Raw genomic sequence first — 20,281 nt, forward strand, 5'->3', positions numbered from 1 at the left:
CGTGTCGGCGAACAGCTTCGACGCCCGCAGCACGCTGCGCGTGGGTGACGAGTCGTACGAGATCTTCAAGCTGGACAAGGTCGAGGGCTCCGCGCGCCTCCCTTACAGCCTGAAGGTGCTGCTGGAGAACCTGCTGCGTACGGAGGACGGCGCGAACATCACCGCCGACCACATCCGGGCGATCGGCGGCTGGGACTCCCAGGCACAGCCCAGCCAGGAGATCCAGTTCACGCCGGCCCGCGTGATCATGCAGGACTTCACCGGCGTCCCCTGCGTCGTGGACCTCGCCACGATGCGCGAGGCCGTGAAGGAGCTGGGCGGCGACCCGGCGAAGATCAACCCGCTCGCCCCGGCCGAGCTGGTCATCGACCACTCCGTCATCGCCGACAAGTTCGGCACGGCGGGCGCCTTCCAGCAGAACGTGGAGCTGGAGTACGGCCGCAACAAGGAGCGCTACCAGTTCCTGCGCTGGGGCCAGACCGCCTTCGACGAGTTCAAGGTCGTCCCCCCGGGCACCGGCATCGTCCACCAGGTCAACATCGAGCACCTGGCGCGCACGGTCATGGTCCGTAACGGCCAGGCGTACCCCGACACCCTCGTCGGCACCGACTCGCACACCACCATGGTCAACGGCCTGGGCGTGCTGGGCTGGGGCGTCGGCGGCATCGAGGCCGAGGCCGCGATGCTCGGCCAGCCGGTCTCCATGCTGATCCCGCGCGTCGTCGGCTTCAAGCTGACCGGCGAGCTGCCGGCCGGCACCACCGCCACCGACCTGGTGCTCACGATCACCGAGATGCTGCGCAAGCACGGCGTCGTCGGCAAGTTCGTCGAGTTCTACGGCGAGGGCGTCGCCGCCACCTCGCTGGCCAACCGCGCCACCATCGGCAACATGTCGCCGGAGTTCGGCTCCACCGCCGCGATCTTCCCGATCGACGAAGAGACGCTGAAGTACCTGCGTCTGACCGGCCGCGACAAGCAGCAGGTCGCGCTCGTCGAGGCGTACGCCAAGGAGCAGGGTCTGTGGCTGGACCCGGCCGCCGAGCCCGACTTCTCCGAGAAGCTGGAACTCGACATGTCGACGGTCGTCCCGTCGATCGCGGGTCCGAAGCGCCCGCAGGACCGCATCGTCCTGGCCAACGCCTCGCAGCAGTTCGCGGTGGACGTCCGCAACTACGTCTCCGACGACGAGGAGGCCGGCAAGGAGTCCTTCCCGGCGTCCGACTCCCCGGCGACCTCCAACGGCGTCCCGTCCAACCCGGTCACCGTGACCGCGGCCGACGGTTCGACGTACGAGCTGGACCACGGCGCGGTGACGGTCGCGGCCATCACCTCCTGCACCAACACCTCGAACCCGTACGTGATGGTCGCCGCCGCGCTCGTCGCGAAGAAGGCCGTCGAGAAGGGCCTGACCCGCAAGCCGTGGGTCAAGACCACCCTCGCCCCGGGCTCCAAGGTCGTCACCGACTACTTCGACAAGGCCGGGCTCACCCCCTACCTCGACAAGGTCGGCTTCAACCTGGTCGGTTACGGCTGCACCACCTGCATCGGCAACTCGGGCCCGCTGCCCGAGGAGGTCTCGAAGGCGGTCAACGACAACGACCTGGCCGTCACCTCGGTGCTCTCGGGCAACCGCAACTTCGAGGGCCGCATCAACCCCGACGTCAAGATGAACTACCTGGCCTCCCCGCCGCTGGTCGTCGCGTACGCCATCGCGGGCTCCATGAAGGTGGACATCACCAAGGACGCGCTCGGCACCGACCAGGACGGCAAGCCGGTCTTCCTCGCCGACATCTGGCCGACCGAGGCCGAGGTCAACGACGTCGTCGCCAACTCCATCGGCGAGGACATGTTCAACAAGTCCTACCAGGACGTCTTCGCGGGCGACGCCCAGTGGCAGGCCCTCTCGATCCCCACCGGCAACACCTTCGAGTGGGACAACGAGTCCACCTACGTGCGCAAGCCCCCGTACTTCGAGGGCATGACGATGGAGACGACCCCGGTCGAGGACATCGCCGGTGCGCGCGTGCTCGCCAAGCTGGGCGACTCGGTCACCACCGACCACATCTCCCCGGCCGGTGCGATCAAGGCCGACACCCCGGCCGGTCAGTACCTCACCGAGCACGGCGTCGAGCGTCGCGAGTTCAACTCGTACGGCTCGCGCCGTGGCAACCACGAGGTCATGATCCGCGGCACGTTCGCCAACATCCGCCTGCGCAACCAGATCGCGCCGGGCACCGAGGGCGGCTTCACGCGTGACTTCACGCAGGCCGACGCCCCGGTCTCGTACATCTACGACGCCTCGCAGAACTACCAGGCCGCCGGCGTTCCGCTGGTCATCCTGGCGGGCAAGGAGTACGGCTCGGGCTCGTCCCGCGACTGGGCGGCCAAGGGCACGGCGCTGCTCGGCGTCAAGGCCGTCATCGCCGAGTCGTACGAGCGCATCCACCGCTCGAACCTGATCGGCATGGGCGTCCTCCCGCTCCAGTACCCGGAGGGCGCTTCGGCCGCGTCCCTGGGTCTGACCGGCGAGGAGACCTTCTCGGTCACGGGCGTCACCGGCCTGAACGACGGTGGCATCCCGGAGACGCTGAAGGTCAAGGCGGGCGACGTGGAGTTCGACGCGAAGCTGCGCATCGACACCCCCGGCGAGGCGGACTACTACCGCAACGGCGGCATCCTGCAGTACGTGCTGCGCAGCCTGATCCGCAGCTAGTACCGGGTATCTGACGGCGAAGGGCCGCACCCCCTCCAGGGGGTGCGGCCCTTCGCCGGGGGACGGTAGCCGTGGGACCGGAAGCCCGTGGGGTCGGAATCAGAAGAGGAGACGGTACTTGTTCCAGCCGCCGGTGCCGATCTTCACGCGAGCCTTGTACGGAGCCGCCGGGTTGCCGGTGCCCGAGTAGCGCCACAGCGTGCCGTCGTTGCCGCGGGCGACCAGGTCGACGATGCCGTCGGAGTCGAGGTCTCCCGCGCCCACCAGGGCGTTGTACGTGTTCCAGCCGGCGCCGATCTCGGTACGGGCCTTGAAAGGCGCGGAGCGGTCGCCGGTGCCCTGGTAGAGCCAGAGCGTGCCGGCGGAGTCCCGGGCGACGATGTCGGCCCTGCCGTCGCCGCTGATGTCACCGGTACCGGCGATCTGGGTGTACTGGCCCCAGCCTCCGCCGACCTTGGTGCGGGCGGTGACGGTGCCGTTCTCGTACCCGAGGTAGATCCACAGCACGCCCGCGCCGTCACGGGCCACGAGGTCGGAGCCCTGGGCGCCGCCCAGGTCGCCGGGCGAGAAGACGCGGTTGTAGATGTTCCAGCCGCCGCCGACGTGGAGTTCCTCGGTGACGCTGTCCTGGTAGTACAGGTTGCCGTCGTCGGTGAAGCCCCAGAGACCGTCGGAGATGCCGTCGGCGTCCTGGTCGGTCTGGGTGGCACCCTTCATGAACCCCCACGTGTCGTTCGCGAACTGGGCGCCCTGGTAGCCGCCCTGCCAGTCCGGGTCGTAGTAGTAGAGGTTCTCGCCCTCGACGGCGAGCAGGGGCTGGAGCACACCGGCGACGGCGCCGGCACGCGGCGCGGCGGCGCGCGAAGTGTCCTGCGGTGCCCGGGACTTGTCCCGGGCACCGTCGTGCACACCGGCGAGGGACCCGTGCGAGGGCTTCGGGGCGTCCCCGGCCTGCGCCACGCCCGCGGTGGTGCCCACGAGTGCGGTGGCGAGCGCGGCGACGGTGAGGCGGGACAGGAAGCGTCCGCGCTTGCGGGAAGGGAGTACGGCCATGCATGTCTCCAGTGCTGAAGGAGCCGCGGAGCGGCAGGTGTGAAGAGCCACGTCACGCGTTCGTCTTGATTGGTGCACGACATCTTCACATGTCAACTGGTGTGACACCAGGGGTATTTGAGGCGGCCGGGAAGAGGGGGTGACCGTCAGTGATTCCCGTGGGGTTTTTAGGCTAGCCTTACCTAAGTTTCATTGGGTCGGGGTGGTCATCGGAGGTACGAGGTGGGGGCAGCAGCCCATTCGGGGCGGGACGTACTGAGGCGTTCCCTCGGCAGACAGCGGCGTGACCTCGCGGTCGGTGCCGTGCTCGGAGCAGGCCACCAGGCGGCCGAGGCACTGGTTCCCGTCGTCATCGGTCTCGTCATCGACCGGGCGGTGGGCCGCAGCGACGGCAGTCAGCTGCTGTGGTGGCTCGCCGGACTCGCGGTGCTGTACGTCGCCCTCTCCTTCAGCTTCCGCTTCGGCGCCCGCGCCGGAGAACGCGCCTCCGAGACCGCCGCCCACCGGCTGCGCACCGCACTCGTGGGGCGGATCGTCGAACCGGCGGGCGGTGCGGACGAAGGGCGCCTGCCCGGCGCCCTGACCAGCATCGCCACCGAGGACGCCCGGCGCGTCGGCGCCGTCAGCATGGCCTTCGTCCTGGCCGTCGCCGCACTGAGCGCGATCCTCGTCAGCGCCGTGGTGCTGGTCCGGATCTCCCTCCTGCTCGGTCTGGTGGTCCTGCTCGGCACGCCCCTGCTGCTCTGGCTCGGCCAGCTCCTCAGCAAGCCGCTGGAACGGCGCAGCCACGGCGAGCAGGAGCGCGCCGCGCACGCATCGGGCATCGCCGCCGACCTGGTCGCCGGGCTGCGGGTACTCAAGGGCATCGGCGCCGAGTCGGCGGCCCTCGCCCGCTACCGGGGCACCAGCCGCGACGCACTCGCCGCGACACTGCGGGCGGCCCGCGCGCAGGCGTGGCAGGGCGGGGTCGTCCTCATGCTGACCGGCGTGTTCATCGCCCTCGTCGCCCTCGTCGGCGGACGGCTCGCCGCACGCGGCGACATCAGCATCGGCGAACTCGTCTCGGCGGTCGGCCTCGCCCTCTTCCTCCTCGGCCCGCTCTCCGGACTGTCCCGGCTCGCGGCGGCGTTCGCCCAGGGACGTGCCTCGGCGGCAAGGATCGCTGAGGTACTGGGCGCCGCACCCGCCGTGCACGGCGGGGACACCGAGGGCGAGGCGGCGGGCGCCGTCGTTGGCGGTCGGATACGGATGTGCCGCGTCACCCACCGCTCCCTCGACGGCGTCGACCTCGTCGTCGAGCCCGGCGAGCTGCTCGGTGTCGTCGCGCCCGACCCCGCCGACGCCGTCGCCCTGCTCGGCTGCCTCGGGCGCCGCAGCGACCCCGAGAGCGGCTCCGTCGCCCTGGACGGCGTCGCGTTCACCGCCCTCGACCCGGCCCGAATACGTACCGCGGTCCTCGTCGCCGACCACGATGCCGACCTCTTCGAAGGCACCCTCGCCGAGAACGTCGCCGCCGCCGCACCCGAGGGACACGACCTCGGCCCCGCCCTCGCCGCCTCCGGCGCCGACGAGGTCGCCCACTGTCTGCCGTACGGCACCGCGACCCCGGTCACCGAGCGGGGCCGCTCCCTCTCCGGCGGCCAGCGCCAGCGCGTCGCCCTGGCCCGCGCACTCGCCGCCGACCCGCCCGTGCTCGTACTCCACGATCCGACCACCGCCGTCGACGCGGTCACCGAGGCCAGGATCGCGGACGGCCTGCGGGACGTCCGCCGGGGCCGCACCACCCTCGTCGTCACCACCAGCCCGGCCCTCCTCGCCGTCACCGACCGGGTGCTCTTCCTCGAAGGCGGGCGCGTCACCGACACGGCCGTGCACGCCGCACTCCTCGACCGCTACGACACCTACCGCACGGCGGTGCTCTCATGACGACTGTCACGAAGGAAACCCCCACCACCGAGGGGGCCGTCACCAAGGGCCGGGACGCCGGGCTGCTGCCCATCGCCACGCCCGCCAGGACCCGCGCCGCCGTCCGCGAACTCGCCCGCCCGCACCGGCTGCTGGCGCTCGGCGGCTTCGGGACGCTCATCGTGGCGACCGCCGTCGGACTGCTCCTGCAGCCGCTGCTCGGCCGCATCGTCGACCTGGCCACCGGCCGCGGCGGCGCCGAAGCGATCACGGTCGTCGTGGCGCTGCTCGTCGCCGTCGCCGTCGTCCAGGGCGTACTGACCGGCGTGGGCCTGTCCCGGATCGCCCGGCTCGGCGAGACCGTACTGGCCGGGCTCCGCGAGCGGTTCGTCGAGCGGGTGCTCGGGCTCCCGCTGGAGCGCGTCGAACGGGCGGGCTCGGGCGACCTCACCGTGCGCGTCACCGGTGACGTCTCCCTCGTCGCCGACGCCGTGCGCAGCGCGCTGCCCGAACTGGCCCGCTCGGTGGTCGCCATCGCCCTCACCCTGGGCGCGCTCGCCCTCCTCGACTGGCGGTTCCTGCTGGCCGCGCTGCTCGCCGTACCCGTGCAGGCGTACACCGCACGCTGGTACCTGCGCGGGGCCGTCCCCCTCTACGCGGAGCAGCGCGTCGTCACCGGCTCGCTCCAGCAGCAGCTCCTCGCCACCATCGGCGGGGCCACGACCGTACGGGCGCTGCGCCTGGAGCGGGCACACACCGAGCGCGTCACCGCGCGCTCGGGGGCCGCCGTGGACGTGACGATGCGGGGCGTACGGCTCGTCCTGAGCTTCTACTGCCGCCTGCACGTCGCGGAGTTCATCGGCCTCGCCGCCGTCATCGGCGCCGGGTACTGGCTGGTCCGCGACGGCTCCGCCTCGCTCGGCACGGCGACCGCCGCCGCCCTCTACTTCCACAGCCTCTTCGGGCCGGTCAACGCCGCGCTCGTACTCCTCGACGACGCCCAGAAGGCCACCGCGGGACTCGCCCGCCTCGTCGGCGTCGCCGACCTGCCGCTGCCCGAGGAACCGGCGCGGCCCGCCGTACCGCGCGACGCCGCCGTCACCGTGACCGGCCTCGGCCACTCCTACCAGGAGGGCCACCCCGTCCTGCGGGACATCGACCTGACACTCCGGGCGGGGGAGCGGGTCGCCCTGGTCGGGGCGAGCGGCGCGGGCAAGACCACCCTCGCCAAGCTGGTCGCGGGCATCCACCGGCCCAGCAGCGGGACGATACGGATCGGGGGCGCCGACCTGACCGACCTCGGCCCGGCGGCAGTGCGCCGCTCCGTCGCCCTCGTCACCCAGGAGACCCACGTCTTCGCGGGCCCCCTCGCCGAGGACCTGCGCCTGGCCAGACCGGGCGCGAGCATCGCCGAACTGCGTGCCGCGCTCGCCCGGGTATCCGCCCTGACCTGGGCGGAAGCGCTCCCGGACGGGCTGGACACGGTCGTCGGCGACGGCGGTCACCGCCTCACGGGCGAACAGACCCAGTCGCTCGCCCTGGCCCGGCTCGTCCTCGCCGACCCGCCGGTCGCGATCCTCGACGAGGCCACCGCCGAGGCGGGCAGCACCGGTGCCCGTGCCCTGGAGAAGGCCGCCGCCCACGCGGTGGACGGCAGGACCGCGCTGATCGTGGCGCACCGGCTCACCCAGGCGGCGACCGCGGACCGCATCGTGGTCCTGGACGCCGGGCGGATCGTCGAGACCGGCACGCACGACGAACTCCGGGCGGCCGGCGGCCGGTACGCGTCGCTGTGGGAGGCCTGGGCCGGTACGCGCGGGAGCGTGCACTGAGGTTCCGTACGAAAGCGGGGGAAGCCCCGGGAGCCGGGGACGGGTGCAACACCCGCCCCCGGCAGTCGAGTTACCTCAGCAGCTCCACCTCCGCGAGCGTCCCGCCGCCCGAACCGGCCGCCACCAGGCGGTACTTGGCGTACGCCCCGGGAGCCGCGACGGTGAACGCCCGCGTCTGCCGCGACCACGCGAACGACTCGCCCGACCGCTTGTCCAGGTCCCGCCACGCCACGCCGTCCGCCGAGCCCTGGAGCACCCAGCCCGTCGGAGCCCCGGCCGCCTCGGCCGAGGTCAGCGTGTACTGCACGGCCTTCACCGGCGACTTCACCGGCAGGTCGAGCGAGGTGAACCGCCCTTCCGTGGCGGAGGAGTTGTCGAAGAGCGGACCCGCGCCCTCGACCGCGTCGGTGCGCGGCGCCGCCACCGCGTCGTCCTGCGTGATCGAGACGGGAGCCGCGTTCTTCCCGGCGCCCCAGGCCGACGGCCTCGGACCCATCTCGAACTCGACGGTGCCGCCCCTGGCGAGCGTGGCGTGCGGCAGCGCGGTCGACGTCCACCGCTTGCCGTTGACCTTCACACCCTGCACGTAGATGTTCTGCGCGCTGTTCTTCGGGGCCTTCACCACCAGCTTGCGGCCGTTCTCCATGCGGACCGTGGCCTTGGTGAAGAGCGGCGAGCCGATCGTGTACTCGCCGCTGCCCATGACCAGCGGGTAGAAGCCCAGTGAGGAGAAGAGGAACCAGGCGGACTGCTCGCCGTTGTCCTCGTCGCCGTGGTAGCCCTGCCCGATCTCACTGCCGGTGTAGAGGCGGGAGAGCACCTCGCGGACCTTGGCCTGTGTCTTCCAGGGCTGCGAGGCCGCGTTGTACATGTACGTGGCGTGGTGCGCGACCTGGTTGGAGTGGCCGTACATGCCCATCCGTACGTCACGCGCCTCGGTCATCTCGTGGATGACGCTGCCGTACGAACCGGTGAACTCCGGCGACGCGGTCTCCGGCGTGGAGAAATAGGTGTCCAGCTTCTTGCCGAGGCCCCCTCTGCCGCCGTACAGGTTGGCCAGGCCGCGGCTGTCCTGCGGGGCGGTGAAGGCGTAGCCCCAGCCGTTCGTCTCGGTGTAGTCGTAGCCCCAGATGCGCGGGTCGTACTTCTCCGAGGGCACCCGCCAGTCGCCCTTGAGGTCGCGGCCCTGGAAGAAGCCGGCCTTCTGGTCGAACAACTTCACGTAGTTCTGGGCCCTGTTGAGGAAGTACGCCGACTCCTCCTTGTAGCGGGCCTTCTTCGTCTTCTTGTGGAGCGCCTCGCCCATCTTCGCGAGGCCGTAGTCGTTGAGGTAGCCCTCCAGGGACCAGGACAGGCCCTCGTGGGTCCGGGTGGAGGCGTAACCGAGGAAGGGCGAGGTGTCCATGCCCTTGCGGCCGACGCCGGAGAAGGGCGGCAGGACGGTGGCGTTCTTCAGCGCCGCCTCGTACGCGGCCGAAGCGTCGAAGTCGACGCCCTTGACGTACGCGTCGGCGAACGCGACGTCCGAGGAGGTGCCGGTCATCAGGTCCGCGTAACCCGGCGAGGACCAGCGGGAGATCCAGCCGCCGTCCTTGTACTGCTGGACGAAGCCGTCGACCAGCTTCCCCGCCTTCTTCGGCGTGAGGAAGGAGTACGCGGGCCAGGTGGTGCGGTAGGTGTCCCAGAAGCCGTTGTTGACGTACACCTCACCGTCGACGACCTTCGCACCGGTGTGGGTGGGGGTGTCCGGGCCGGTCTGGGGCGAGAAGGGGCTGGCGTACTTCGTGCGCGAACCCACCTTCTCGTGACCGGAGTTGGGGTAGAGGTAGAGCCGGTAGAGACTGGAGTAGAGGGTGGTCAGCTGGTCGTGGCTCGCGCCCTCGACCTCGACGCGGCCGAGGATGTCGTCCCAGGCGTCCTGCGCCCGGTCCCGGATCCGCTCGAAGCGGGAACCGGCCGGGATCTCCGAGGCCAGGTTCTGCTTGGCCTGGTCCACGCTGATGAGGGACGTCGCGAGGCGGAGCGTCACCTGCTTCTGGGCGGAGGGCTTGAAGCGCAGGTAGCCCGTCACGTCGTCGCCCCCGCCGCCGCTCAGCTTTCCGCTCGCGGTCACGGGAGCGTCGAAGACGCCGTACACGAAGAGCCTCGTCGCGCCCGTCGACAGGCCGCTCTTCACGTCGGAGAAGCCGGTGAAGGAGCTGGTCCTCGGGTCGAGGGTGAGCCCGCCGTCGTTCGACACGTTGTCGAAGATGATGCTGGCGTCCTCACCCGGATAGGTGAACCGCATCATCGCCGCGTGGTCGGTCGGCGTCATCTCGGTCCGCAGACCGTTCTCGAAGGTCACGCCGTAGTAGTGCGGCTTGGCCGTCTCCTTCTCGTGCCGGAAGGGCAGCGCGCGGGCCGTGCGGGAGGCGTCCGGGGTGCCGGGGACCGCAGACGGCATCACCTGGAAGGTCTGCCGGTCGCCCATCCAGGGGCTCGGCTCGTGGCTCGCGCTGAAGGCCTGGAGGGTGGGGAGGTTGTCGGTGTTGTTGCCGCGCGCGTAGTCGTACAGCCAGCTGGTGGAGCCCGCGTTGGTGACCGGCGTCCAGAAGTTGAAGCCGTGCGGGACGGCGGTCGCCGGAATGTTGTTGCCGCGCGAGTACGAACCGCTGGAGTTCGTGCCCCGCGTGGTGTTCGCGTAGTCCGACAGCCGGGCCAGGGGCTTCTCCGGAGCCTTCTCGGCGATCTTCACGTCGTCGATCCAGCCGCGGAACTTCGCCGGGCCCTTCGGGTTGTCGTACGCGACCAGGACCCGGTCGACCGTCTTTCCGGCCGCGACCGCGCCGATCCGGGACGCCTTGTGGTTCCACTGGTTCGCGTACAGCGTCTTGGAGGCGCCCTGGCCCTGCGGGGAGAGGACCGCGCCGTGCTGGTCGAGGGCGCGCAGGTCACTCAGATAGGTGCCGTCGGTGAAGGCCAGGTCCACCGACACGTTCGTGGCGGGGTAGTTGAGGTCCGCGCCCTTCTCGTCGGCGGGCAGGGAGGGGAAGACGCGGTAGGACAGCTCGGTGTTGCGGCCGATCCGCGTGTTCACGTCGAAGACCTTGTTGTACGAGTACGCCCGGCCGTCCGCCTTGTGCGTGCCCGCGTAGCGCAGCGCCCGCTTTCCCGTGAAGCCCGCACCCGACTTCGCGGTGGGGGACCCCGACGGGCCGCGGTCGACCTGGCTGCGCATGTCCTCGGGGGTCGGCGCCGAGGTGTCCCCGTCCGAGAACTGGACGTCCGCGAGCTGGAGGATCGGGGCGCCGCCGTTGGCGGTGATGTCGAGCCGGTAGTGCTTGTAGGCGGTGTCGTTCGTGAAGTCGTAGGTCTTGGTCCGGAAGCGCGAGGTGAAGGTCTCGCCCTTCCGGGTGTCCAGCGTCTTCCACGTCCTGCCGTCGGTGGAGCCCTGGAGCGTCCAGTCCTTCGGGTCGCGCTCGGCGGCGTCGTTGGCCGAGGTCAGGGCGTACGTCACGACCTTGGTGGGCTCGTCCAGGTCGAACTCGACCCAGCCGGCGGGGAGGAAGGACAGCCACTTGCTGCCCGGCGTGACGTCGATCAGGTTCTCCTTCACCTCGCCGCCCGCCGCGTTCTCCGCGCTGGCGCGGAGCTCGGTGACCCGGTCGGTGACGCTGCCGGGGATTCCGGCGGTGTCACCGCCGTCGACGCCGGAGGACTTCTTGCGGCCCTTCGCGTCGGTTTCGACGGTGTTGCGCCAGGTGGGGGCGGGCTCGTCCGCCTCGAAGGAGGAGCTGAACCCGCTTGCTCCGGGCGCGGGTTGAACGGGCTGCTTCGGCAGGGCCACCGCTGCCGAAGGGGCCATGACGGCCATCGCCAGTGCGGCCGTGGCCATACTCGCGAGGGTCGCCGCGGCGCCCCCGCTCCGGCCGGATCCGAGAAGTCCTCGTCCGGGACGTCTGCGTCCGGCCGGGCTGGATCCGACAGGTCTGGGTCTGGGCTGCATCCCGAGTGCTTCCTTTACTCAGACAACGTTGTCAAGAGCGTACGTAACACCAGTAGGGAGTCAAGTGGCCAGTGGTGTCAAGGGTGTTCATGGAGGTGCCAGTTGGACAAATGTGCGCCCAGATATCCAAGAGGTCTCAACTCGGGAAAGAACGACGCCCAACCTTGCTTTCGATCTTGCCCAGTTGACGGGAAGTGGACTATACCTATCGGCGTCCGTACTGCTCGGGAAACCGGCGCGGACCAGGGCGGAAGGGGATCACGGGGGTGGCATCGGACGCCCCCTTCGAGCCCCCGGAAATCCCACTGATCAGCTGAATCCAGAATCAATCGAGTCGTCTGACCGCGGTGGCGGGGCCCTTCGTCCGAGGTGAATTCTTGTGCGGGCGCACCGGTACACCGCCTGAGTCCTGGAGAGGGCGGGGACTTGAGCATGGGACCCACCAACGTCAACCGTCGTGATGTGCTGAAGAGGACGGCCGTGGCAGGCCTTCTCGCAGTGCCCGGAGTCGGTGCCCTCAGCTCCTGCGCCAGTGGTGGCGGCAGCGGCGGGGAGAAGGCAGAGAAGGGCACGAAGTCCGCCAAGAACCCGCTGGGGGTGAAGGAGGACGCCGCGCTGTCGGTCTACATCTTCAACGGCGGCTACAAGGACAAGTACGCCCAGTTCGTCACCGACATGTACAAGAAGACGTACCCGAAGTCCCAGGCCGTGCAGAAGAAGACGGAGAAGATCGCCACCCAGCTGCAGCCGAAGATCGTCCGTGGCAAGCCCGCGGCGGACGTCATCAACAACTCCGGCGCCGACGACATGAACATCGGCAAGCTGGTGGCCAACCAGCAGGTCGCCGACTTCACCGAGATGCTCGACTCGCCCTCCTGGGACGACCCCAAGGTCACCGTCCGCGACAGCCTCTACCCGGCGATGCAGCCGATGGGCGCCTTCGGCACCAAGGGCTGCTACCAGCTGAACATCGCCATGACGGTGTACGGCAACTGGTACTCCAAGCGGATGCTGGAGGAGACCCTGGAGTCGCAGTACCCCAAGACCTGGGACGAGATGCTGGCGGTCTGCAAGAAGGCCAAGGCCAAGGACATCCACGGCTGGAGCTACCCGGGCGGTCACCCGCGCTACATGCTCTTCTCCATGTACGCGATGTTCGCGCAGGTCGGCGGACGCAAGGTCGTCGAGGCGATGGACTACCTGGAGCCGAACGCCTGGAAGCACGACGCGGTGAAATCCGTCTTCGAGGCCTTCGAGGAGCTCGTCGCCAAGAAGTACGTACTGACAGGCTTCGACGGCCCCCAGGGGCACACCGAGATGCAGACCGCCTGGACCAAGGGCAAGTGCGTCTTCGTCCCCAACGGCTCCTGGGTGGAGAACGAGGCCAAGGACACCACCCCGAAGGGCTTCGGGATGACGGTCGGCGCCACCCCCTCGCTCTCCAAGAGCGACGCGCTGCCCTTCGGCACGCTGTACTCGCCGCCCGGCGAGCCCTTCATCGTCCCGGCGAAGGCCGCGAACGTACAGGGCGGTCTGGAGTGGATGCGGATGATGTACAGCAAGGAAGCATCCGTGAACCTCTTCAAGGAGACCGGAGGCATTCCCGCCCTCAAGGGCGCCATCGACGGCATGCAGCTGCCGCCCGGCACCGACAGCGCGCAGAAGGCCATCACGGCGGCCGGCGACAACATCGTGATCCCCTTCTTCAAGGAGTGGTACAGCGAGCTCTTCGACGAGGACTTCAACAAGGTGATGGGCCGCTTCATGATGGGCGACATGTCGACCAAGGAAGCCCTCGACGAGATGCAGAAGGCCTCCGACCGAGTGGTCAAGGACCCCGACATCACGAAGATCAAGAAGGCCTGAACAGCAGCGGGTTCGAGTACGTGACGCACGCTCAGGCATGCGTGGGACGCCCGCCCGGGCGTGCGTAGGAACAGGTGGAATCGGAGCGGCGTGAGTATTGAGAAGCGGGCGGCCAAGCCCCCCAACCGGCTGTTGTTCTTCGCGGCGGTACTCCTGCCGCCCCGATTCACCCCCGAGAGCATCCGTTACGACCGTAGATACCGGACGCTCGACAAATACCGTTTCATCGCGGGATTCCTGGCGATTCCGCTGGCCTTCTACGCGATATTCGTCATCTCGCCCTTCCTCCAGGCGATTTACTACTCGTTCACCGACTGGTCGGGCGGGCCGATCGCCAACTTCATCGGCTTCGACAACTTCGTCAAAATGTGGAACGACGAGCGGTTCTGGGACTCCACGACCACCAGCCTGACCCTGTTGGTCGTCGCTCCGGTCGTCACCCTCGTCCTGGGCATGTTCTTCGCGTACATGATCACCGCGGGCGGCAGGCACCGTAAGGGCCGGGCCATCGCGGGCGTCGCGGGCTCGTCGCTCTACAAGGTCGTCTACTTCTTCCCGCAGGTCCTCTCCGTCGCCATCATCGCGGTGGTCTGGGGGAGGGTCTTCAACACCAACGCCGGCCTGATCAACGGCGGACTGAACAGCGTGGGCATCAAGGGCCCCGCCTGGCTGGGCGGCGAGTACAGCCTCGCCCTCATCGCGACGCTCACCGTCATCTGCTGGAGCTTCGTCGGCTTCTACGTGGTGCTGTTCTCGGCGGCGATGGGCGGGATCCCCAAGGACATCTACGAGGCGGCGCTGCTGGACGGCGCGGGCCGCGGCACGACCTTCTGCAAGGTCACCCTCCCGCTGATCTGGGACACGGTGCGGACCGGCTGGGTCTACATGGGCATCCAGGCCCTGGACTCCTTCGCGATCGTCCTGGTGATGATGCCCACGCACGCCATGAAGGTGACTCCGGTCTTCCTCTACGAGCGGTTCAGAGAAGGCCAGTTCGGCTACGCCACCGCCATCGGCGTCGTGCTCCTCCTGCTCAGCGTGGTGTTCTCCCTGATCATCATGCGGGTCGGGAACCGCGACCGGATCGAATACTGAGAGCGTGGAGAGACGCACGATGAGCACACTCAGCAAGGCCGCGGGGGCCGAGGCCGCCGGTCAGGTCAAGGGCGTCAAGGCCAAGGAGGGCGGCGCCACCCTCAACGTCTTCTCGCACGCCTTCCTCGTCCTGTGGACCGTGATGGCGGCAGGCCCCCTGATCTGGGTGGCGATCACCGCCTTCCGCACCTCGGGCGACATCCTGAGCGACCCGATGGGGCTGCCCTCCTCGCTGCACTGGGCGAACTTCGCGACCGCCTGGACCGAGGCCCACATCGGTCAGTACGCCATCAACTCGCTGATCATCCTGGCGGGTTCCCTCACCGGCACCATGCTGCTCGGTTCGATGGCGGCGTACGTGATCGCCCGATTCACCTTCCCCGGCAACAAGTTCGTCTTCCTGCTGTTCGCCGGCGGCATGATGTTCCCCGTCATCCTGGCGCTCGTCCCGCTGTTCGCGGTCATGGAGAACTTCGGGCTCCTGGACACCAGGATCGGCCTGATCGTCTCGTACATCGCCTTCTCGCTGCCCTTCACCACCTTCTTCCTGACCTCCTTCTTCCGCACGCTGCCCACCGGCGTGCAGGAGGCGGCCATGATGGACGGCGCGTCCCACACACGTACGTTCTTCCAGATCATGCTGCCGATGGCCAAGCCGGGACTGGTGAGCATCGGCATCTTCAACTTCCTCGGCCAGTGGAACCAGTACCTGCTGCCGCTGCTGCTCAACAACGAGAACGAGTCCAGCTACGTACTCCCGCAGGGCCTCGCCTCGCTGGCCATCGCGCAGGGCTACCGCGGCGACTGGGGCGCGCTGTTCGCGGGACTGACCATCGCGATGGTCCCGGTGCTCGTCGTGTACGCGGTCTTCCAGCGGCAGGTGCAGGCGGGGCTCACCGCCGGGGCGCTCAAGTGAGGTCCCGCTGGGCCGGTCGGGTGAGGTCCGCGAGGCACTCAAGTGACTTGTGCAGGGACCCTGTTGAAGGCTGATTTCGGCTTGGACACGAAAGTGGTCTAGGCCTGTTGCGCTCTCCCGCGGCGTGAGTAGTGTCTGCGCCACGGAGCTGCGGGAGATCTTCGCCCGGCCGGTGGGTTCGGGGGCCTGTCCCGGAAAATGCAGCAAGTCGACTGTGGGTCGAAGGGTTGGACAGCATGAGGAATCGGGTTATCGCCACCGGTGCGGCAACGCTCGTGATGGCACTGGGGCTGAGCGCCTGCGGCGGCGACGGCGAAGGCGGCGGCGAGGGCAAGGGCAAGACGATCAAGGTGGTCGCCGCCGACTACGGCACCACCGCGGCCGACGCCTCCAAGCCGTTCTGGGACAAGGTCGCCAAGGACTTCGAGGCCGCCAACGCCGGGTACAAGGTCGAGGTCCAGGTCATCAACTGGACCGACATCGACAAGACCGTGAAGAACATGATCGCGGCCGGCAACGAGCCCGACATCCTCCAGACCGGCGGCTACGCCGACAAGGTCGCCGACGACCTGCTCTACAAGGTCGACGACGTCCTGTCGCCCCAGACCAGGGCCAACCTCTCGCCCGGGTTCGCCAAGGCGGGCGAGGCCAAGGGCGCCGCGTACGGCATCCCGTGGGTCGCCTCCACCCGCACGCTCTTCTACAACAAGAAGGCACTGGCCGCTGCGGGCGTCGCCAAGCCCCCGACCACCTGGGCCGAGGTCGCCGACGCCGCGAAGAAGCTCAAGGAGAAGAAGGCCGCGGAGATCCCGTTCGCCCTCCCGCTCGGTCCCGAGGAGACCCAGGGCGAGACCCTGATGTGGGAGATGGGCAACGGCGGCGGCTACACCGACGCCTCCGGCAAGTACACGATCAACAGCGCCCAGAACGTCGAGACGTTTCGGTGGCTCCAGGACAACCTGGTCAAGCCCGGCCTCACCTACCCCAACCCCGCCTCCACGGACCGCAAGACGGCCTTCGCCGACTTCGCGGCGGGCAAGGTCGGCATGATGAACGGCCACCCGAGCGTCATCAAGATGGCCGAGGACGGCAAGGTCGACTACGGGATGGCGAAGATCCCGGGCAAGACCGGACCGCTGGAGAGCACCCTCGGCGTCGGCGACTGGACGATGGCCTTCAAGGACGGCAAGGGCGAGAAGGAAGCCATCAAGAAGTTCCTCGACTTCACGTACACCAAGCAGAACCTGGTGAAGTTCGCGTCGCTGTACAACTTCATTCCGGTCACCACGGACGCCGCCGCGGAGATGCAGGGCGACCCCAAGAACGCCAAGCTGAAGCCCTTCTTCGACGCGCTGCCGACCGCGAAGTTCTACCCGGTCAACGACACCTCCTGGGACGTCGTCTCCGCCGAGATCAAGAAGACCGGCGGCAAGGCTGCGAGCGACGACCCGAAGACGGTCCTGGACGACCTCCAGAAGAAGGCCGAGAGCGCGGCGGCAGCAGCCAAGTAACGCGCCGTTCCTCCGGCTCGTTCACTCCGTACCCCGCACCCTCTCCCAGGAGAAACCGTGTCACTCAAGGCCCCTCCGTCCCCCGCCGAGACCGGCGGGGGACGGGGCGGGCGCGCCCCCAGGCCGGTGAGCCGCCGCAGCGGACTGGCCAGGCTCGGCCCGCTGCCCTGGATTGCGCCCGTCATCCTGCTGATCCTCTTCGTGGTCGTCTGGCCGGTCGTCGAGCTGGTCCGCACCTCGTTCCTCAACATCTCCATCTCCGGCAAGGTGCGCGGCAGTGCCGGGACCGACAAGTACAAGAAGCTCTTCGAGGAGACCGACCTCGGCGCCGTCCTGACCTGGACGGTGATCTGGACGGTCGTCGTCGTGGCCTGCACGATGCTGATCTCGCTGGCCCTCGCCCAGCTCTTCAACCAGAAGTTCCCGGGCCGCACGATCACCCGCTGGGCGCTCATCGCCCCCTGGGCCGCCTCCGTGCTGATGACCGCCATCGGCTTCAAGTGGATGCTCAACCAGACCGCGGGCGTGCTCAACACGGTGATGATGGACCTCGGACTCATCGACGGGCCCGAGGACTGGCTGGGCACCGCGTCCAGCGCCTGGCCCTGGATGATGGCCGTCGCCGTGTTCGTGTCGCTGCCCTTCACCACGTACACGCTGCTCGCCGGGCTCCAGACCATTCCCGGCGAGGTGTACGAGGCCTCGCGCATCGACGGCGCCGGGACCTGGCAGACGTACCGGCACATCACCCTGCCGATGCTGCGCCCGGCGTTCCTGATCGGCGTCGTCATCAACCTGATCAACGTCTTCAACTCCTTCCCGATCATCTGGGCCATGACCCAGGGCGGGCCGGGCTACGACACCTCCACGTCGATGGTGTTCATGTACAAGCTCAAGGAGACCGACATCGGGGAGTCGGCCGCCATGTCGGTCGTCAACTTCCTGCTGGTCGTGGTGCTCGTACTGATCTTCCTGAAGGTCAGCCGCTGGAACGAGGAGGACTGATGGCCACCGCGACGGCCGCCCGGCCGAAGACGACGGGCCCCTCTCCCAAGGCTCCGCGGCGCCCCTTCCGGCCCCGCACCCTGGTGATCGCCGTGGTGGCCTGGGGACTCGCCGCGCTCTTCCTGGCTCCGTACCTGGAAATGATCATTACCGCGCTGCGCCCCAAGTCGGAGCTGCGCGACCGCACCTATCTGCCGAGCAGCTTCGAGTGGTCGAACTTCATCAACGTCTGGAAGGAGTCCGAGCTCGGGCAGAACCTCCAGGTGACGCTGCTGGTCGCGGGCGGGGCGACGGTGCTGGTGCTGCTGGTGGCGCTGCCCGCCGCGTACTACACGGCGCGGATGAAGTTCCGGGGGCGGAAGTTCTTCCTGCTGCTGGTGCTGGTCACCCAGATGTTCCAGCCGACCGCGCTGTTGATCGGCCTGTACCGCGAGTTCTACCAGCTGGGCATGCTCAACTCGGTCTGGACGCTGATCATCACCAACGCGGCCTTCAACCTGGCCTTCGCGGTGTGGATCCTGACCGCCTACATCGGCTCCATCCCGGCGGAGCTGGAGGAGGCGGCGATGGTGGACGGCACGAGTCGCTTCGGCGCGATGATCAGGGTGACGCTGCCGCTGGCGCTGCCCGGTGTGGTGACGGCGCTCATCTTCACGTTCATCACGACGTGGAACGAGTTCGCCATGGGTCTGACCCTGACCACCGACCCGGCAAGTCAGCCGCTGACGGTCGGCATCAACAACTTCATCGGCGCCTACACGGTGCAGTGGAACTACCTCTTCGCCGCGTCCGTGGTGGCGATCGTGCCGGTGATCGTCCTGTTCGCGTTCATCGAGCGCCATGTGGTGTCGGGACTGACGGCGGGGTCGGTGAAGTAGACCTCGCAACAGCCCTGGAAACAGTCCGCTTCCGAGCGGTACGCAGCGCCTGTCGACCCCGGTCGGCAGGCGCTACGTTGCGTTCCGGCCCCGCTTCGCTCAAGGTCTTGACGGGAGTAGGGCGCAAAGACTCTGCTTAGGGTTCACATGTTGGAAGAACGGCGGGGCCCCACAGGCGTGGCCCCGGAGCGGGCGGCCGTCGCGCCGCCCGCCGGTAACGGGAGTGGATGAGTCGATGGAGACTCCGGGGTCGCAGACGTCTCTGCACCGGGCCAACCTTGAGCGGGTCGTGCGCGCGGTGCGCATGGCGGGCTCGCTGACCCAGGCCGAGATCGCGAGAAGCACCGGGCTCTCCGCCGCCACGGTCTCCAACATCGTCCGCGAGCTGAAGGACGGCGGGACCGTCGAGGTCACCCCCACGTCGGCGGGCGGACGCAGGGCGCGCAGCGTCTCGCTCAGCGGTGACGCGGGCGTCGTCATCGGCGTCGACTTCGGCCATACGCACCTGCGCGTCGCGGTCGGCAACCTGGCCCACCAGGTCCTCGCCGAGGAGTCCGAGCCCCTCGACGTCGACGCCTCGGCCGCCCAGGGCTTCGACCGCGCCGAGCAGCTGGTCAAACGCCTGATCGCGGTCACCGGCATCGGCCAGGACAAGGTCATCGGCGTCGGCCTGGGCGTCCCGGGACCGATCGACGTCGAATCGGGCCTGCTCGGCTCCACCGCGATCCTGCCGGGGTGGCAGGGCATCAACCCGAGCGAGGAGCTGTCGGGGAGGCTCGGAGTCCCGGTGTACGTCGACAACGACGCCAACCTCGGGGCGCTCGGCGAACTGGTCTGGGGCGCCGGACGCGGCGTGCGCGACCTCGCCTACATCAAGGTCGCCAGCGGTGTCGGCGCAGGTCTGGTGATAGACGGCCGCGTCTACCGGGGCCCCGGCGGCACGGCCGGCGAGATCGGCCACATCACGCTCGACGAGTCGGGCCCGGTCTGCCGCTGCGGCAACCGCGGCTGCCTGGAGACCTTCACCGCCGCGCGGTACGTACTGCCGCTGCTGATGCCGGGGCACGGCCCCGACCTGACCATGGAGCGCGTCGTCCAGCTCGCCCGGGAGGGCGACCCCGGCTGCCGCAGGGTGATCGCGGACGTGGGCCGCCACATCGGCAGCGGCGTCGCGAACCTGTGCAACCTCCTCAACCCCAGCAGGGTCGTCCTCGGCGGCGATCTCGCGGAGTCGGGCGAGCTGGTGCTCGGCCCGATCCGCGACTCCGTGTCGCGGTACGCGATCCCCAGCGCGGCGCGGCACCTGAGCGTGCTGCCGGGTGCGCTGGGAGGCCGGGCGGAAGTGCTGGGCGCCCTGGCGCTCGTACTGAACGAAATGGGCGATTCGACCCTGTTGGACACCGCTCGGACAGCCAATTCCCTTGGTGTGGACCAGAGTTCCACCCCCGCCTTCACTTAGATAACGAATGGCACCGTTGTCATCTCGTTAAGGGTTTACTCCTTGACGCTATGGCGACGCGCG

At 68.9% G+C, this 20,281-nt stretch carries 12 protein-coding genes; 10 read left to right on the plus strand and 2 right to left on the minus strand.

Annotated features, from left to right (window positions below):
• Position 1: 1 nt before the first annotated feature.
• Entirely contained in the window at positions 2–2,713 is a 2,712-nt protein-coding gene (acnA, locus tag ACWGIG_RS06670; protein WP_453320427.1) for an aconitate hydratase AcnA, read from the plus strand.
• A gap of 99 nt (positions 2,714–2,812) precedes the next feature.
• Here acnA and ACWGIG_RS06675 read toward each other — a convergent pair whose 3' ends face one another.
• Positions 2,813–3,766, minus strand: coding sequence for an FG-GAP repeat domain-containing protein (locus ACWGIG_RS06675; protein ID WP_453320428.1), 954 nt, complete (start codon positions 3,764–3,766; stop codon positions 2,813–2,815).
• A 222-nt stretch (positions 3,767–3,988) separates the two neighbouring features.
• Between ACWGIG_RS06675 and ACWGIG_RS06680 the strand changes: the two genes are divergently transcribed.
• Positions 3,989–5,692: an ABC transporter ATP-binding protein gene (locus ACWGIG_RS06680; RefSeq protein WP_453320429.1), complete on the plus strand. Its 1,704-nt coding sequence runs from the start codon at positions 3,989–3,991 to the stop codon at positions 5,690–5,692.
• Positions 5,689–7,503, plus strand: coding sequence for an ABC transporter ATP-binding protein (locus ACWGIG_RS06685; protein ID WP_453320430.1), 1,815 nt, complete (start codon positions 5,689–5,691; stop codon positions 7,501–7,503). The genes ACWGIG_RS06680 and ACWGIG_RS06685 overlap by 4 nt, the downstream gene beginning before the upstream one ends.
• A gap of 70 nt (positions 7,504–7,573) precedes the next feature.
• On the opposite strand, the gene ACWGIG_RS06690 is transcribed toward ACWGIG_RS06685, so the two are convergent.
• On the minus strand, positions 7,574–11,377 hold the full coding sequence (locus ACWGIG_RS06690) for a GH92 family glycosyl hydrolase (protein ID WP_453320431.1): 3,804 nt from the start codon (positions 11,375–11,377) through the stop codon (positions 7,574–7,576).
• Between the two features lie 543 nt (positions 11,378–11,920).
• On the opposite strand from ACWGIG_RS06690, the gene ngcE reads away from it, so the two are divergent.
• The 7 genes from ngcE to ACWGIG_RS06725 all read left to right on the plus strand — a co-directional run bounded on the left by ngcE (position 11,921) and on the right by ACWGIG_RS06725 (position 20,218).
• On the plus strand, positions 11,921–13,354 hold the full coding sequence (gene ngcE, locus ACWGIG_RS06695; RefSeq protein WP_453320432.1) for an N-acetylglucosamine/diacetylchitobiose ABC transporter substrate-binding protein: 1,434 nt from the start codon (positions 11,921–11,923) through the stop codon (positions 13,352–13,354).
• 180 nt (positions 13,355–13,534) lie between these two features.
• Positions 13,535–14,449 (plus strand): carbohydrate ABC transporter permease, encoded by a 915-nt coding sequence (locus ACWGIG_RS06700; RefSeq protein ID WP_453320454.1) that lies wholly within the window; start codon positions 13,535–13,537, stop codon positions 14,447–14,449.
• 19 nt (positions 14,450–14,468) lie between these two features.
• On the plus strand, positions 14,469–15,365 hold the full coding sequence (locus ACWGIG_RS06705; protein ID WP_453320433.1) for a carbohydrate ABC transporter permease: 897 nt from the start codon (positions 14,469–14,471) through the stop codon (positions 15,363–15,365).
• Between the two features lie 236 nt (positions 15,366–15,601).
• A complete protein-coding gene (locus ACWGIG_RS06710) occupies positions 15,602–16,876 on the plus strand; it encodes an extracellular solute-binding protein (RefSeq protein WP_453320434.1) in 1,275 nt (424 codons plus the stop codon).
• Positions 16,877–16,933: 57 nt separating this feature from the next.
• Positions 16,934–17,881, plus strand: coding sequence for a carbohydrate ABC transporter permease (locus tag ACWGIG_RS06715; protein ID WP_453320435.1), 948 nt, complete (start codon positions 16,934–16,936; stop codon positions 17,879–17,881).
• Complete coding sequence (locus ACWGIG_RS06720) at positions 17,881–18,759, plus strand: carbohydrate ABC transporter permease (protein ID WP_453320436.1); 879 nt, start codon at positions 17,881–17,883, stop codon at positions 18,757–18,759. Before ACWGIG_RS06715 ends, ACWGIG_RS06720 begins: the two co-directional genes overlap by 1 nt.
• 235 nt (positions 18,760–18,994) lie before the next feature.
• A complete protein-coding gene (locus tag ACWGIG_RS06725; protein WP_453320437.1) occupies positions 18,995–20,218 on the plus strand; it encodes an ROK family transcriptional regulator in 1,224 nt (407 codons plus the stop codon).
• Positions 20,219–20,281 lie beyond the last annotated feature (63 nt).

The sequence above is a fragment of the Streptomyces sp. NPDC054863 genome, assembly GCF_053610825.1.

Excerpts from the sequence above, each read along its gene's own strand:
- ACWGIG_RS06675 (WP_453320428.1), bottom strand. The coding sequence starts at position 3,766 with ATGGCCGTACTCCCTTCCCGCAAGCGCGGACGCTTCCTGTCCCGCCTC.
- ACWGIG_RS06685 (WP_453320430.1), top strand. The coding sequence starts at position 5,689 with ATGACGACTGTCACGAAGGAAACCCCCACCACCGAGGGGGCCGTCACC.
- ACWGIG_RS06690 (WP_453320431.1), bottom strand. The coding sequence starts at position 11,377 with ATGGCCACGGCCGCACTGGCGATGGCCGTCATGGCCCCTTCGGCAGCG.
- ngcE (WP_453320432.1), top strand. The coding sequence starts at position 11,921 with ATGGGACCCACCAACGTCAACCGTCGTGATGTGCTGAAGAGGACGGCC.
- ACWGIG_RS06705 (WP_453320433.1), top strand. The coding sequence starts at position 14,469 with ATGAGCACACTCAGCAAGGCCGCGGGGGCCGAGGCCGCCGGTCAGGTC.
- ACWGIG_RS06710 (WP_453320434.1), top strand. The coding sequence starts at position 15,602 with ATGAGGAATCGGGTTATCGCCACCGGTGCGGCAACGCTCGTGATGGCA.
- ACWGIG_RS06720 (WP_453320436.1), top strand. The coding sequence starts at position 17,881 with ATGGCCACCGCGACGGCCGCCCGGCCGAAGACGACGGGCCCCTCTCCC.
- ACWGIG_RS06725 (WP_453320437.1), top strand. The coding sequence starts at position 18,995 with ATGGAGACTCCGGGGTCGCAGACGTCTCTGCACCGGGCCAACCTTGAG.